Source organism: Micromonospora sp. NPDC023737 (genome assembly GCF_040639715.1).
GTDB lineage: Bacteria > Actinomycetota > Actinomycetes > Mycobacteriales > Micromonosporaceae > Micromonospora.
This window is the reverse complement of the sequence record NZ_JBFAAL010000005.1, coordinates 120,808-135,309: the sequence shown is the minus strand read 5'-3', so window position 1 is coordinate 135,309 and position 14,502 is coordinate 120,808. Positions and strand designations below refer to the sequence as shown.

Below are 14,502 nucleotides of genomic sequence, written 5' to 3'. Positions count from 1 at the left end.
ATCCGACCGGCACACCCACGCGGCGCTCAGTCATAGATCGCCTCCACCAACCACTGCCCGGCCTCTACCACCAGCAGCAGGGCGGTGCCGTTGGCGAGAGCGACCTGGAACCGGGCCCGACGCCGGGCCTCAGCCGGCGCCCACCAGCGCTCGTCGACCGGCCACGGACCGGCCCACCCGGTGATCTCCATCGGGCGGGCGGCGCCGACGGTCAACCGGGCGGGAGGGGCGCTCAGCTGCAGCCGCGCGCTGACCACCACCGGCTCACCGTCGACGTCGTGCACGACCGCGGCGAGCGGCGTGGGCGGCACCACGGCCGGCGCGGGCGGCGGCAGCCGGCCGGGCCACGGCGGCTCACCCGGTCGCGCCGCCTCGCCGGAACGCGGCGGCTCACCGGGGCGGGCCGGCAACCGCTCGTCCCCCCACGGCACCAGGCGCACCTGGTCAGCCGGGGAACGCCCGCCGCCGAGCACCGCGGTGAGCACCGCCTCCGGGCCGAGGATGCCCTGCACCCGGCTCAACGCCCGATGCGCCCGCTCCCGCTCCTCACCGGTCTCCCCCCACAGGCCGGGTTGCAGGCCGGCCTGGGCGATCACCCCGTCGGGGATGAGCCGCAGCCGGATGATCCCGGCCGTCGGGCGGGTCCGACCGGCCCCACCACGGCCGCTGCTGCCGGTGAGCCAACCGTCGAGCTGCCAGCGGACCCGGTCGGCGATGGCCGCGGCGGTGAGCAGGCCGTCGTGCCGCCAGACCCGGTGCAGTTCCTGGCCGTGCGCGGTGACCGCCTCGATGCCGAGCCGGGTGCAGGCCAGCGCGTGCCCGGCGAGCCGGTCGTGCAGCTGTTCGGCCAGCGTCCGGGCGGCGAACGCGGCCGCGTCCACCCGGTCCACCGGCTCGTCGTACTCGGCGGTCACCGTCAGGTCGGCCGGCGGCTGGCGGACGGCGAGCGGACGGTGGTCCCGTCCGGCGGCCAGCCGGTGGGCGAGCGCGCCGTCGAACCCGAACCGGGCCAGCACGTCGCCGGCGGGCAACGCGGCGAAGTCGCCGAGGGCACGTACACCGAGCCGGCGCAGCAGGTCGGCCAGGGCCGGCCGGCCCAACGCCTCGACCGGCAGACCGGCGAGGAAGGCCGGGGTGCCGCCCGGCGGTACGACCCGTCCGGTACGGGCGGCCAGCCCGGCGGCGAAGACCCCGTCGGCGATCCCGACCTGGCTCTCCACCGCGCAGGTCTGGGCGACGTGCTCGATGATCCGTTCGGCGGCCGCCTCCTCGCCGCCGAGGTAGCGGCTCGGCCCCCGGGCGGCCACCGCGCAGGCGCCGGGACGGACCACCTCCACGCCGGCGACCAGCTCCTCCACCGCGGCGACCACCGGCTCGAACGCCCGGGCGTCGCGTCCCGGGTCGTACTCGACGACGGTCAGCTGGGGGCAGCGCCCCTGCGCCTCCCGTTTGCGCAGGCCCCGCCGCACTCCCTCGGCCCGGGCCCGCTCCGAGCAGGCGACCACCCGGTTGGCGTGCAGGACGGCGACCGGGCCGGTGGCGGGCACCCCGTCGACGATCTCGGCGGCGAGCACCGGCCAGTCCGGACACCAGAGCAGCAGGGTGCGTACCGGCGCGTCGGTCATGCCGGCCCGACCAGGGTGAGCGCGCCACGCCGGGAGACCCCGACGACGGTACGGCCGGGCGAGGCCACCGGGCGGAGCCGACCGGCGACCGGCCGGTCGACGGCGGACGCCACGGTACGAGGGATCACCCGGGTCAGCTCGTCACCCGGCAGCCAGACCTTGATCTCCTTGGGCCGGGCGGCCGCCCCGCGACCGCGCGCCGAAACGGTGACCTCCCGGCGGCGCAGCCGGCCCCGGCCCGGCCCGAGCCCCTCCCAGGCGCCCCGGACCACCTGCAACGTCACGTCCGCGCCCTCCCACCGGCCGTACGGGACGAGCACGCTGCCCCGCTGCCGGGCCCGGGCGGCCAGCCGGTTGGCGACCGAGGCGGAGACCGAGGCGGGCACCGCGGTGACCACGACGTCCACTCCGTCGAGCAGCGCGGCGATGACGGTGGCCCATTCGGGGCCCGGGTTCGGCACCAGGGCTAGCCGGTCCAGGGCGATCCCGAGCTCGGCGGCCGCGCCCGCCCCGAACGTCGGCACCCCCACCACGGCGCACCACGAGCCGCCCCGGGACGCCTCGGCGAGCAGTGCAAGCACCAGCGAGGCGCCGCCGCTGTGCCGCGGTTGACCGGCGGCGACCGCGATCGTGCTGCCACGCCGCAGCCCCCGGTTGGGCAGCAGCCCGGTCAGCTCGGGGGCCACCGGCAGCACCCGGTGGCCGCCCGCCGGGTCCGGCGCGCTCGCCGGACGGACCAGCCCGGCCAGCGCGGCGGAACCGACCACCATGTGGCCCGCCATCGGACCAACCCCCCGTCGTGTTGCTGTTGGATCAGGTGTTGCTGTCACTGCCCGGCCGGGCCGTGCCGACGACTTCTCCGGGCCGCGCGGCCCGGTCAGCTCCGGTCACGAGGACGTGGCACACGGAGCCCCTCGTCGCCCGGGGGCGACGGGCTCGGTGCCGGCCGCCCGGCTCCCCCCGCCGGGCGGCCGGCACCGAGTCCGGCACGGGCCTGGACGACCCGGCCACGTACGGCACGACATGGCCAGGCCCGGACCGGGTGGGAGCGCCGCACGCTCCAGGCCGGCCGGAGATCGCCGCCGGCCGGGCCGGCGGCGACGGTCACCTCGCCATCGGATCAGGCGGCGATTCCGTCGAGTGCCGGTTGGTGGGCCGCACCGAGCGCGGTCTCCACCACCGAGACGAACTGCCCGGCCGCACGGAGCAGGTCGTCGGCCTCCCGGGCGCTGACCACCCGGGGGATGCCGGCCTCGGCGGCAGCCCGTTTTCCGGCCCCGGCCGCGAAGTAACCGGCCCATTCGTCGAGCTCGGGGGCGACGGCGGAGAGCAGGACCCAGACGCTGGTGATCTGGTTACGGCGGGTGGGGGTGGGCCGGGCGCGGGCGGCGAGCAGAGCCGCTGCCGCGCGCAGCGCGGCCAGGTGAGCGGCCGCGTAACGGAGGCCGTCGGGACGGGTCTGGCCGGCCTCGGTCAGCCCGTGCCGGGCCACCGCGAGGAGCTGGGCGGGGGTGCGGTGCGGCAGCACGTGCGCCGGCACCGTCGGTGGCTGAGCCGAGTTGGACGGCATGGACTGTCTCCTCCACAGGGCCGAGGCGGCCGGCCGGCGACGGACGTTCGTTCCGGCCGGCGGACGCCGGGTCTAGTGGTGCGGACGAAGACGCACCGGTGTGGTGGCCGGCCGGGTGTGGATGCTTCCCCACACCACACCCGGCCGGCGTACCGGCGGGTTCGTCGTCCGCCGCCCGGGGGTCGTGGGCGGCGGACGACGCTCCTGCCTGACGGGACCGGGCTCGCGACTGCCCGGAACCCAGGTGCGGCCCGCGGAGCCGCACCGTCCGAAGGCGGTGCCGCGAAACACCGCGCCCGGAGGGTTGGAACGAACGTTCGAGGCAATCGAACACTCGTTCTAACTGCTGCTGACAGTACACCCCTCCGCCGACGAAAATGCAACGTGTGACGCGCCGGACCGCCGGAGCGCCAGCAGCGCGGACGACACGGGCCGGGACACGGCGTGGCCGGTCGGGCCGGCGCGGGGACCACCGGGAAGAATGACCCCATGCAGCCACACCCCAACGTACGGGCGGTGCAGGACGCGCTGACCGACGCGAATGCCCGCGACGCCTCCGGCACACCCAGTGCCGTACGTCTACTGCCCGAGGCGGTGCCCACCGCCGCGGCGGCCGCCGAGGTGCTCGGCGTCGATGTCGGCCAGATCGCCAACTCGCTCCTCTTCGAGGCCGACGGCGAGCCGCTGCTCGTACTGACCTCCGGCGCGCACCGCGTGGACGCCGCCGGCCTGGCCGCGTCGATCGGGGTCACCCGGCTGCGACGGGCCACCCCGGAATTCGTCCGCACGCACACCGGCCAGTCGATCGGCGGTGTCGCCCCGCTCGGGCACCCGCGACCACTCCGCACCCTCGTGGACACCGCGCTGGCCGCGTACGGCGAGATCTGGGCCGCCGGTGGCGTGCCCCAGGCGGTCTTCCCGAGCACCTACGACGAGCTGCTCCGGATCACCGCCGGCACCCCCGCCGAGGTGGCGTGAACCAGTCCCACGTCCCGGAGCTGGTCACGCTGCACGTGTGGCGGACCGCCCCGGCGAAGCTGCCCCGGGCGCTGACCCGGATGGCGCTCGACCCGCGCCGGCTGCGCGCCACCGCCGGCGTGCGGTTCGGCAAGTTGCTCGGCACCGGGACCGGCACCGGCTTCGGGCCGGGCGACGCCGACCCGACCCGGTGGGCGGCGCTGACCGTCTGGGACTCCGCCGCCGCAGCGGCCGGCTTCGACGACACACCCGTGGGCCGGGCCTGGGCGCGGATCGCCCGTGCCACCGTCCGGGTCGACCTGCGGCCGCTGGCCAGCCGGGGCGAGTGGTCGCGCCGCCGTCCTTTCGGCGAACCGTCCGGCGGTCCGGTCGGCGGTCCGGTGCTCGCCCTGACCCGCGCCCGGCTACGGGCCCGGCGGGCGGTCACCTTCTGGCGGGCGGTCCCGCCGGTGGCCGCGGCCCTGCGCACCGCGCCCGGGCTGCTGGCCAGGTTCGGCGTCGGCGAAGCCCCGCTGGGCTGGCAGGGCACGGTCAGCGTGTGGCGCGACCCGGCGGACCTGGTGGCATTCGCGTACCGTCACCCGGAGCACCGCGCCGCGATCACGCGTACCCCCACCGAGAGGTGGTACGCCGAGGAACTCTTCGCGCGGTTCGAGATACGCGACGTGGTCGGCGACCGCACGGTGCTGGGCTGGGCCGCGGACGGCGGGGACACGAGAGGTGGGTGGGCATGAGGTTGGTGCGGTGGACCCCGGACGATCTCGTCCGACGGCTGGACGACGTGGTGGCCGTCTACGGCGAGGCGATGGGCTACCGGATCGACCTGCTGGAGGCCCGGCGCGGCTACATCGCCTCCCATGTCCGCCGGCCCGGCTTCCGCGCCGTGGCCAGCCTGACCAGCGAGGGCCACCTCGCCGGCTTCGGGTACGGCTACCTCGGCTCATCCGGGCAGTGGTGGCACGACCAGGTGCTGCGGGCGCTGGAGCCGCCGGCCCGGCGGCGTTGGCTGACCAACTGCTTCGAGGTGGTCGAGCTGCACGTCCGCCCGGCGGCGCAGGGGCACGGCCTGGGCGCCGGACAGCTGCGCGCGCTGCTCACCATGGCCGAGGGGACCACCACCCTGCTCTCCACGCCCGAGGCCGACGAGCAGAGGTCGCGGGCCTGGCGGCTGTACCGCCGGTTCGGTTTCGTGGACATCCTGCGCGACTTCCACTTCCCCGGCGACGAGCGGCCGTTCGGCGTGCTGGGGCGGGACCTGCCGCTCGAACCCCCCGCGACATGATCCGGCGGCGGCTGCCCTGGGCGGTGCTGGCCCTGCTGGTGCTCGCCCAGATCTGCTACCCGCTGACCACCGGGACGACCCGGGCACGGCTGACCGTGGCCACCGTCGGCCTCGGGTACCTGCTCTCGATCGGCCACGCCCTGCTCAGCCGCGGCCCCCGCACCGCGGCGGCGCTGGTCGCGGTGGCCACCGGTGGCGGGTTCGCCGTCGAGGCGCTCGGGGTCGCCACGGGGGTGCCGTTCGGCAGCTACGACTACTCGGGCGAACTGGGGCCGAAGGTGGCCGGCGTACCGCTGATCATCCCGCTGGCCTGGACCTGGATGGCCTGGCCGGCCTGGCTGGCGGCGGTCCGGCTCAGCACTGCGCCCGGCGGCCCACCGACCGGGCCCACGGCGCGCGGCCCGGCTGCCGGCCGGCTCGCGCTCCGGCGGGTCGCGCTGGCCGCGGTGGGGCTGGCCACCTGGGACCTCTTCCTCGACCCGCAGATGGTGGCCGAGGGCTACTGGCGGTGGCGGGAAGCCGTTCCGGCGCTGCCCGGCCTGCCCGGCGTCCCGCTCAGCAACTACCTCGGCTGGCTGCTGTTCGCGGTGCTGCTGATGAGTGCGCTGCGTCCGCTGGCCGGGCCGGCCGTGACGACCACCGACGGCCGGGACGCGCCGATGTTCGCGCTCTACCTCTGGACGTACGCCTCCAGCGTGCTGGCCCACGCGGTCTTCCTGGACCTGCCCGCCTCGGCGCTCTGGGGCGCGGCGGGCATGGGGCTGATCGCCGTGCCGCTGGCGGTGGCGCTGCTGTTGACCGGACGACCCGGCGGCCGGCCCCGGCCCTGGCGGCCGCAGCCCTCCGGGGTCGACGCGCCGGCATGACCGCCCTGATCGCGCTCGCTCTCGGCGTGGCCGTGCTGACCGGCCACACCTTGGTCAACGCCGCCCGCTGGCTACGCCGCCCGGCAGCGCCCCCGGACGAGGTGACCGAGCCGGTGGCGGTGCTACTGCCGCTGCGTGACGAGGCCGAGCGGGTGGGCCCGTGCCTGCGGGCGCTGCTCGACCAGCGCGCGGTGCCGGGCCTGCGGATCGTGGTGCTCGACGACGGTTCCACCGACGGCACGCCCGACGTGGTCCGCGCGATCGTCGGCGACGATCCGCGGGTCACGCTGCTCACCGGGGCGGCTCCGCCACCGGGCTGGCTGGGCAAGCCGTACGCCTGCTGGCAGTTGGCCACCCGGGCCGACCCGGCGGCCACCGTGCTGGTCTTCGTCGACGCCGACGTGGTGCTCACCCCGTACGCCGTGGCGGCGGCGGTCACCGAACTACGCTCGGCCGACGTGGCGCTGCTGTCGGCGTACCCCAGGATCGTGGTGGCGACGGCGGCCGACCGGCTGGTTCAGCCGCTGCTGCAGTGGTTGTGGCTGACCTTCCTGCCGCTGCGGGCCATGGAGCGTTCGCCACGGCCGTCGCTGGCCGCGGCGGGCGGGCAGTTCCTGGCCGTCGACCGGGCCGGTTACCTGCGGGCGGGCGGGCACGCCGCGGTCGCCGACCGGGTCCTGGAGGACATCGAGCTGGCCCGGGCGGTCAAGCGTGCGGGCGGCCGGATCGCGCTCGCCGACGCCTCGCGGTTGGCCGCCTGCCGGATGTACGCGGACTGGCGGCAGCTGCGCGACGGCTATTCGAAGTCGCTCTGGGCCACGTTCGGGCATCCGGGCGCGGCGGTCGTCGTGGTGGCCCTGCTGCTCCTGCTCTACACCGCGCCACCGCTGCTGGTGGTGGCCGCGCTCATCACCGGGTCGGTGCCGGCGGCGCTGGTGGCCGCGGCGGCGTACCTGCTCGGGGTGGCCGGTCGGGTGGTGACCGCTCGGGCGACCGGCGGCCGGTGGTGGCCCGACGCGCTGGCACACCCCGTGTCGGTCGTGTTCCTCGGTTGGCTGACCCTGCGGTCGTACCATCTGCGGAAGCGGCGGCGGCTGTCCTGGCGGGGCCGCCCGGTCAGCTAGGAGGCGCGGGATGGCGCGAATCGTGGTCGTCGGCGCCGGGGTCGGCGGGCTGGCCACCGCCGCCCGGCTGGCCGCCACCGGGCACGAGGTGACCGTCTTCGAGCGGGCCGACACGGTCGGCGGCAAACTGGGCCGCCACGTGCACGACACCCCGGCCGGCCCGTTCCACTTCGACACCGGGCCGAGCCTGCTCACGCTCCCCGAGGTCTTCGGCGACCTGTTCGAGGCGACCGGGGCGAAGCTCGACGAGTACCTGGACCTGGTGCCGCTGGACCCGATCGCCCGCCATGTCTTCCGTGACGGGTCGACGTTGGACTCCTGCGCCGACCCGACCGAGTTCGCCGCCCGGATCGGCGCCGCCTTCGGCGACCGGGCCGCGGCCGACTGGCAACGGCTCTGGCGGCGGGCCGCCCGGGTGTGGGCGGCCTCCTCCCGCGACGTGTTGCGCCGCCCGATCGACTCGCCCCGGGACCTGGCCGCGCTGGCCTGGCGGCTCGGCGACCTGGCCGCCATCGCGCCGGGCCGGACGCTGCGCGGTCTGGGCCGCCGCCACCTCACCGACCCGCGGCTGCGGATGCTGCTCGACCGCTACGCCACGTACACCGGCGCCGACCCGCGTCGCGCACCGGCCGCGCTGGTCGCCGTCCCGTACGCCGAGCTGACGTACGGCGGCTGGTACCTGCGGGGTGGGCTGGGCACGCTCGCCGACGCGCTGCTGTCGCGCTGCCTGGACCTCGGCGTGGTCGTGCAGACCGGCACCACGGTGACGCGGATCGACGCGGCGGGTGGCCGGGTGCACGGCGTACGCCTGGACGGCGTCGCCGCACCGGTCGCCGCCGACGTGGTCGTGGCCAACTGCGACGCGCTCACCCTCTACCGGGACCTGCTGCCCAGCCCACGCCGGCTGGCCGGGCTCACCGACCGCAGCCTGGCCGGGTTCGTGCTGCTGCTCGGGGTGACCGGCTCCAGCGGGCTGGCCCACCACAACGTGTTCTTCCCCGGCGACCACGACGCCGAGTTCGACGCGGTCTTCGGCGACCCGGGTCGGGGGGTGCGGGCCCGACCGGTGCCGGACCCGACGGTCTTCGTCACCGTCGCCGACGATCCGCTGGTACGGCCGGACGGCCACGAGGCGTGGTTCGTGCTGGTCAACGCGGCCCGCCAGGGCACCTCGACGGGCGCGGTGGACTGGCGCCGGCCCGGCCTCGCCGAGGCGTACGCCGACCGGGTCCTGGACGTGCTCGCGGCGCGCGGCGTCGACGTGCGGGACCGGTTGCTGTTCCGCGAGATCCGCACCCCGGCCGACCTGGACGCGTCGACCGGTGCGCCGGGCGGGGCGATCTACGGCACCGCGGGGGGTCTGCTCCGGCCGGCCAACCGTGGCCCGGTGCACGGGCTGTGGCTCGTCGGCGGCTCCAGCCACCCGGGGGGTGGTCTGCCGATGGTCACCCTCTCCGCCCAGATCGTCGCCGCCGACATCGGCGCCGCCGCGTAGCCCACGGTCGGCGCACCGCCGGGAGCAGTGCCGACCGGCGGCGCCCAGCCGGCCGCACCGGAGGCCCACGCGGCGCCCGGCCGGCCGCGTCGAGGCCCGCGCGGCGCTCAGCAGGCCGCGGCGTCGTGGCCCGCGACGCTCAGCCGGCCGCGTCGGAGGCCCGCGCGGCGCTCAGCCGGCCTCGATCAGGGCACGGCGGACGGCGGCGAAGAGCTGGCCCAGACCGAAGCCGGCGAGCAGCACCCAGACCGCGGACGCCATGGTGATGGTGCCGGCCGCGAGATCCGGCTCGATCAGCCCGGCCAACCCGGCCACCAGCAACCCGCCCAGGGCGACCAGGACCCGGGTGGGCCGCTCCCCCACGGTCACCGCGCCGATCTCCCGCATCCCGGCGGAGACCGCCCGGGCCCGCACGTACTCGTGCAGCCAGGAGAGCGCACCACCCGCCACCGCCAGCGCGCCCGGTGCGCCGACCAGCCAGAACGCCACCAACCAGGTGGCTTCACCGACCCGGTCGGCCACCGAGTCGTAGACGTAGCCGAGCCGGGTGGTCCGGCCGGTCACCACCGCCACCGCACCGTCGACGCTGTCCGCCACCCCGGCGAGCAGCACGAACAGCGCCCCGAGGAAGGGCCCGTCCACCGGTTGTACGGCGAACACCGGCACACAGACGCAGAGCAGCACACCGACCACCGTCACCGCGGTGGGACCGACCCGGAGCCGGCCCAGCACGTACCCGACGTGGTAGGCGAAGCGCAGCCAACCGCGCACCACGGGGGCGGCCCGGCGGGGGTCGAAGCCTCCGTGCAGCCGCGCCCACACCGTGGCGTACTGGTCCCAGTTCATCAGCTGTGTGCCCACCACTGACCAACCGTCCCAGCCGGGATCAGGTGTCGGGAAGTGTCAGGCCCGCGCCCCCACCCGGAGGTTCTGCCAGACCTCCCGGGTGGCGGTGGACCGGTTGAGGGTGATGAAGTGGATGCCCGGCACACCCTGGTCGAGCAGCCGGCCGCACATCTCGCTGGCCTGCTCGATGCCGAGCCGGCGCACCGCTTCGGGATCGTCGGCGACCTTCTCGAACCGCGCGGCCAACGCGGGCGGGAAGGGCGCCCCGGAGAGTTGGACGGACCGCTCGATGGTGGCCATCCGGGTCACCGGCATCACGCCGGCGAGGATCGGCGTGTCGCAACCGGCGGCGGCCACCCGGTCCCGCAGCCGCAGGTAGTCGTCGGCGTCGAAGAACATCTGCGTGATCGCGAACTCGGCGCCGGCCCGGCACTTGCGGACGAAGTGCTCGGTGTCGCTGGCCACGTCGGGCGAGCGGGGGTGCTTGTACGGGAACGCGGCGACGCCGACGCTGAAGTCACCGGCTTCACGGATCAGCTGGACCAGTTCCTCGGCGTAGAGCACGCCCTCGGGGTGGCGGACCCATTCGCCACCGGGGTTGCCCGGCGGGTCACCGCGCACCGCGAGCATGTTGCGCACCCCGACGCCGGCCAGCCGGCCGATCACGTGCCGCAGCTCGGCGACGGAGTGGTCGACCGCGGTGAGGTGGGCCATCGGCAGCAGGGTGGTCTCGGTGGCGATCCGTTCGGTCACCGCGACCGTGGTGTCCCGGGTCGACCCACCGGCTCCGTAGGTGATGGAGACGAAGGAGGGTCGAAGCGACTCCAGCTCCCGGATTGCCTGCCAGAGCAGGCGCTCGCCCTCGGATGTCTTCGGCGGGAAGAACTCGAACGAGAAGGTCGGCTGCCGCTCACGGATCAGCTCCCCGATCGCCGGCTGCGGGTTGGGGAGGACAGAGGGGAGACCGAGCGCCACGCCCCGACTCTAGCGGGCGGTACCCGCCGGATCCGTGACCTTCCCACCCGCTGGCACCTGAGCGGGACCGCGGCGGACGTATCGACCAGGAAACCGGCACATCGGCGGCCGGACACGACAGCCCCCCGTTCCGGCGCGGTGTTCGGGGACGCGACGGCCGCCCGTCCCGGCGCGGTGTTCGGGGACACGACGGCCGCCCGTCCCGGCGGCGGCCCGGCGCACGGCGGCCGGAGACGTGGCGGAACTCGGCGGCGGCGCGGAAAGCGTCGTACCCCGGGGGTATTCAGTAGGCAGCGCGGGTGGAGCCGGCCGCGGCCGGCTCCACGGGGGGCCGTGCGGGGGTCGCCGTTGTCAGCGGCGGTGCGGTCGTCCGGAGGACGGGCCGTAACGCCGTACCCGCGACAGTTCCGGAGGACCGATGGCCTCGCCCCCACCCGACGGCCCGCTGCTGTTCGGGCCGCTGCTCACCCAGCTGCGGCTGACCCGTGGCTGGAGTCAGCGGCGCATCGCCGCCGAGCTCTGCGCCGCGGCCGGCATCCCGACGCTGAGCCGACACGAGGTGTCCCGGTGGGAACGGCAGGTGCGGGTGCCCGGCGACTTCTGGCTGCGCTGGCTCGCCGTCGTCCTCGCCGTGCCGGTCGAACTGCTGGCCGACGCGGCGACCCGCGCCCGCCGGCTCGCCCCGCCGGCGACCGGGCCGGCCGGCGCCGGCCGGTCCCGCACCGCGCTGCTCGCCCTGGCTCAGCGCTGGTGCGCCGACCCGCACGCCCCACTGCTGGTCACCGCGCCGGGGCGGTTCGCCGGGCCGAGCCTTTCGGACAGCGGACACGACCCGGGTCCGACGCCGCCGCTCCCCTCCGCCGACGTGAGCCGGCCACCGGACCGGCCGTACGCCGTCGACCTGGCCGGGCTGCGGCGGCTCGACGACCTGGCCGGTGGGGTCGACCTCGCGCCGCTCGGCACGGACCGGCTCCGCCGGGCGGTGCGGGCGCTGCCCCGGTCTGGTCCGGCCGGCCGGCGCCGATTGCTGCCCCTGCTCGCCGAGTCGGCCCAGCTCGCCGGCTGGCTCGCCGCCGACGCGGGTGACCCGGCCGGCGCGCTGGACGCGTACCGGCTCGGGCTGCGTGCCGCCGCGGCCGCCGGCGAACCGGCCCTCGCCGGGCACGTGCTCGGCTCGGCCAGCCACCTGCTCGCCGGGGTCGGCGATCCCGACGGCGCCCTCCTGCTGGCCCGCACCGCGTACGCCGGCAGCCGACGGTGGGCCAGCGCCGGGTTGCGTGCCCTGCTGCTGCACCGGGTGGCGTTCGCCGCGGCGCTCGCGGGACGCCCCGACACCGCCGCGCAGGCCCTGCTCGCCGCCGACCGGGCCGGCCCGGCTCCCACCGCCGGGCGTGAGCCGGGCTGGCTCTACTGGCTCGACGCGGCGGAGCTGGCGGCGATGACCGGGCGGACCCTGGTCGCCCTCGGGCGGCCCCGGCGGGCCGAGGCGCTGCTCGGCGGGGCGGCGCGGGAGTCCGGGCGTCCACGCCGAGCGGCGGTGTACGGCGGTTGGCTGGCCCGCGGGTACCTCCAACTCGGTGAGGTGGAGCTGGCCTGCGAGACGGCGGGCGCCGCCCTCGTCGACGCGGTCCGCGCCGGGTCGCCCCGGGCGCTGGCCCAGCTGGCCGAGGTGCGACGCGGCCTGGCCGCCCACCGCCGGGCACCGGCGGTCCGCCGTCATGTGGCGCTGGTCACGGCTGCCCGCCCGTACCTGCCCCGTCCGCTCTCGTCAGGGCCGGGACGGAGCCGGTACGGGCGAGGTGGGGCCCACCCGGATACTGGCGGGTACCGAATGCCCGACCGGACCGGCTAGCGTTCTCGCGTGAACGACGCAGCTTCCGTCTCCCCCGTCGACCGTGCCGGCCTACGACAGCGGGTCGACAAGGCCCTCACCGAGTTCCTGGCCAACCAGCGGATCTGGATGGCTGGTGTCGACGACGCCCTGGCGCCCCTGGCGGAGGTGATCGAGGCGTTCGTGCTGGGTGGCGGCAAGAGGCTGCGGCCGGCGTTCGCCTACTGGGGCTACCGCGGTGCGGGTGGTGTCGACAGCGACCAGGTGCTGGGCGCGCTGGCCGCGCTCGAGCTGGTGCAGGCCAGCGCTCTGATCCACGACGACCTGATGGACCGTTCCGACACCCGGCGCGGCGAGCCCGCGGTGCACCGCCGCTTCGCCACCCGCCACCGGCGGTCCGGCTGGGGCGGCGACCCGGACGGGTTCGGCGACGCCGCGGCGATCCTGCTCGGCGATCTCTGCCTGGTCTGGTCCGACGAGCTGCTGCACTCCGCCGGGCTGGAACCGCGCACGGTGGCCCGGGCCCGTCCGGTCTTCGACGAGATGCGCACGGAGGTCACCGTCGGGCAGTACCTCGACGTCCTCGCGCAGGTGACCCGGGACACCTCGGTGGAGCGGGCCGGCAAGGTCGCCCGCTACAAGTCGGCGAAGTACACGGTCGAGCGGCCGCTGCTGCTCGGCGCCGCGCTGGCGGAGGCCCCGGCGGACGTCGAGGCGGCCTACTCGGCGTACGGGTTGCCGCTCGGTGAGGCGTTCCAGCTCCGCGACGACGTGCTCGGCGTCTTCGGCGACCCGGCGCAGACCGGCAAGCCGGCCGGTGACGACCTGCGCGAGGGCAAGCGGACCTTCCTGGTGGCCGCCGCGTTGGAAGCGCTCGACGACGCCGACCGGGCGCAGCTCCTGACGGGACTGGGCGACCCGAGGCTGGACGAGGAGGGGGTCACCCGGTTGCGCGGGCTGATCACCAGGAGCGGCGCGCTGGCCCGTACGGAGCAGCGGATCGCCACGCTGACCGACAGCGCGCTGGCGGCGCTCGCCACGGTCGACCTGGACACCGAGGCCCGCCAGGCACTGGTCGACCTCGCCGCCGCCGCCACCCGCCGAACCGACTAACCCCCACCCTCCCCCGGGGCCCCTCCCCCCGGGCCCCTCCCGGGGCTCCCGGGGCTCCCGGGGTCGATCATGAAGTTATTGCTCCGACACGCCGGTGCTGCCGGCAATAACTTCATGATCAACGCGCCCCGGGGCCGGGGCGCGGGGCCGGGTCGGGTCGGGTGGGGTGGGTTAGAAGCCGAGGGCTTGGGCGCGGCGTTTGACCTCACGGGCCTGGTCGCCGCCGAGGGCCACCGCCGGGGTTCCCGGCAGGGTGTCGTCCGGCTCGTAGAGCCAGCGCAGCGCGGCCTCGTCGTCGTAGCCGGCGTCGGCCAGGAGGTTGAGCACGCCGGGCAGGTGCTTGAGCACCGTGTGGTTGGCCACCAGGTCCGCGGGCACCCGGCGGACGCCGTCGCGGCGGACCGCGAGCAGTTCCCGGTCGCGGACCATCTGGTGCACCTTGCTGATCGACACGTCGAGACGCTCGGCGACGTCGGGCAGGGTCAGCCAGCCGGTCGCGTCGGCGGGACCAGCCTGGTCGGGGCTGGCCGCGGCCCGGTCGGCGGGTAGGGATTCGGTCACCCGAACACCCTGCCACGGGGCGACCCCGGCAAGCCAAACGGCACCCCGGATGCGACGATCCGGCACGGAGGGTAACGGAACCGTCACCAACATCGATGGCGCAGTGGCCGAGGCCCCAGCCGGCGGAGCCGACGAAGAGGAACGTTCGAGCAGGTCAGCGCCGTTTTGTGCGGCGGCGGAGCGCGGTGGACCGACGAGGTTCGACCTCGGCTGTAGCATCCTGTTCAACCTTTGCC

14 protein-coding genes are annotated in these 14,502 nt (G+C 76.1%); 8 read left to right on the top strand and 6 right to left on the bottom strand.

All coding sequences use genetic code 11. From position 1 onward, the window contains the following. Positions 1-26: 26 nt before the first annotated feature. The 3 genes from AB0F98_RS13925 to AB0F98_RS13915 all read right to left on the bottom strand — a co-directional run bounded on the left by AB0F98_RS13925 (position 27) and on the right by AB0F98_RS13915 (position 3,195). Positions 27-1,625 carry a DNA polymerase Y family protein gene (locus AB0F98_RS13925; protein ID WP_357733912.1) on the bottom strand — a complete coding sequence of 533 codons (1,599 nt, stop codon included), beginning with the start codon at positions 1,623-1,625 and terminating at the stop codon, positions 27-29. After that, a complete protein-coding gene (locus AB0F98_RS13920) occupies positions 1,622-2,407 on the bottom strand; it encodes a hypothetical protein (RefSeq protein ID WP_357733909.1) in 786 nt (261 codons plus the stop codon). Before AB0F98_RS13920 ends, AB0F98_RS13925 begins: the two co-directional genes overlap by 4 nt. A 338-nt stretch (positions 2,408-2,745) precedes the next feature. After that, positions 2,746-3,195, bottom strand: coding sequence for an SAV_6107 family HEPN domain-containing protein (locus AB0F98_RS13915; RefSeq protein ID WP_357733906.1), 450 nt, complete (start codon positions 3,193-3,195; stop codon positions 2,746-2,748). Between the two features lie 489 nt (positions 3,196-3,684). Between AB0F98_RS13915 and AB0F98_RS13910 the strand changes: the two genes are divergently transcribed. The 6 genes from AB0F98_RS13910 to crtI are packed head-to-tail and all read left to right on the top strand — an operon-like array spanning position 3,685 to position 8,940. Then, on the top strand, positions 3,685-4,173 hold the full coding sequence (locus tag AB0F98_RS13910) for a YbaK/EbsC family protein (RefSeq protein WP_357733903.1): 489 nt from the start codon (positions 3,685-3,687) through the stop codon (positions 4,171-4,173). Beyond that, entirely contained in the window at positions 4,170-4,907 is a 738-nt protein-coding gene (locus tag AB0F98_RS13905) for a monooxygenase (RefSeq protein ID WP_357733900.1), read from the top strand. The genes AB0F98_RS13910 and AB0F98_RS13905 overlap by 4 nt, the downstream gene beginning before the upstream one ends. Beyond that, positions 4,904-5,455 (top strand): GNAT family N-acetyltransferase, encoded by a 552-nt coding sequence (locus tag AB0F98_RS13900; RefSeq protein ID WP_357733897.1) that lies wholly within the window; start codon positions 4,904-4,906, stop codon positions 5,453-5,455. Before AB0F98_RS13905 ends, AB0F98_RS13900 begins: the two co-directional genes overlap by 4 nt. Beyond that, positions 5,452-6,321 (top strand): carotenoid biosynthesis protein, encoded by an 870-nt coding sequence (locus AB0F98_RS13895; RefSeq protein WP_357733893.1) that lies wholly within the window; start codon positions 5,452-5,454, stop codon positions 6,319-6,321. Before AB0F98_RS13900 ends, AB0F98_RS13895 begins: the two co-directional genes overlap by 4 nt. Then, a complete protein-coding gene (locus AB0F98_RS13890; protein ID WP_357733890.1) occupies positions 6,318-7,445 on the top strand; it encodes a glycosyltransferase family 2 protein in 1,128 nt (375 codons plus the stop codon). The genes AB0F98_RS13895 and AB0F98_RS13890 overlap by 4 nt, the downstream gene beginning before the upstream one ends. A 10-nt stretch (positions 7,446-7,455) precedes the next feature. Continuing rightward, on the top strand, positions 7,456-8,940 hold the full coding sequence (gene crtI, locus AB0F98_RS13885; protein ID WP_357733887.1) for a phytoene desaturase family protein: 1,485 nt from the start codon (positions 7,456-7,458) through the stop codon (positions 8,938-8,940). 171 nt (positions 8,941-9,111) lie between these two features. Here the strand turns inward: crtI and AB0F98_RS13880 are convergent, their stop codons facing one another. Both AB0F98_RS13880 and metF read right to left on the bottom strand, forming a co-directional pair. Beyond that, entirely contained in the window at positions 9,112-9,804 is a 693-nt protein-coding gene (locus AB0F98_RS13880) for a CDP-alcohol phosphatidyltransferase family protein (RefSeq protein WP_357733884.1), read from the bottom strand. Positions 9,805-9,843: 39 nt separating this feature from the next. Beyond that, entirely contained in the window at positions 9,844-10,761 is a 918-nt protein-coding gene (gene metF / locus AB0F98_RS13875; RefSeq protein ID WP_357733881.1) for a methylenetetrahydrofolate reductase [NAD(P)H], read from the bottom strand. 418 nt (positions 10,762-11,179) lie between these two features. Here metF and AB0F98_RS13870 point away from each other — a divergent pair, with 418 nt between their 5' ends. Together AB0F98_RS13870 and AB0F98_RS13865 are read left to right on the top strand one after the other, a co-directional pair. Further along, positions 11,180-12,613: a helix-turn-helix transcriptional regulator gene (locus AB0F98_RS13870; RefSeq protein WP_357733878.1), complete on the top strand. Its 1,434-nt coding sequence runs from the start codon at positions 11,180-11,182 to the stop codon at positions 12,611-12,613. Positions 12,614-12,622: 9 nt separating this feature from the next. Next, complete coding sequence (locus AB0F98_RS13865) at positions 12,623-13,705, top strand: polyprenyl synthetase family protein (RefSeq protein ID WP_357733875.1); 1,083 nt, start codon at positions 12,623-12,625, stop codon at positions 13,703-13,705. A 171-nt stretch (positions 13,706-13,876) separates the two neighbouring features. Here AB0F98_RS13865 and AB0F98_RS13860 read toward each other — a convergent pair whose 3' ends face one another. Further along, positions 13,877-14,266 carry an Rv2175c family DNA-binding protein gene (locus AB0F98_RS13860; protein WP_357733871.1) on the bottom strand — a complete coding sequence of 130 codons (390 nt, stop codon included), beginning with the start codon at positions 14,264-14,266 and terminating at the stop codon, positions 13,877-13,879. Between the last annotated feature and the right edge of the window lie 236 nt (positions 14,267-14,502).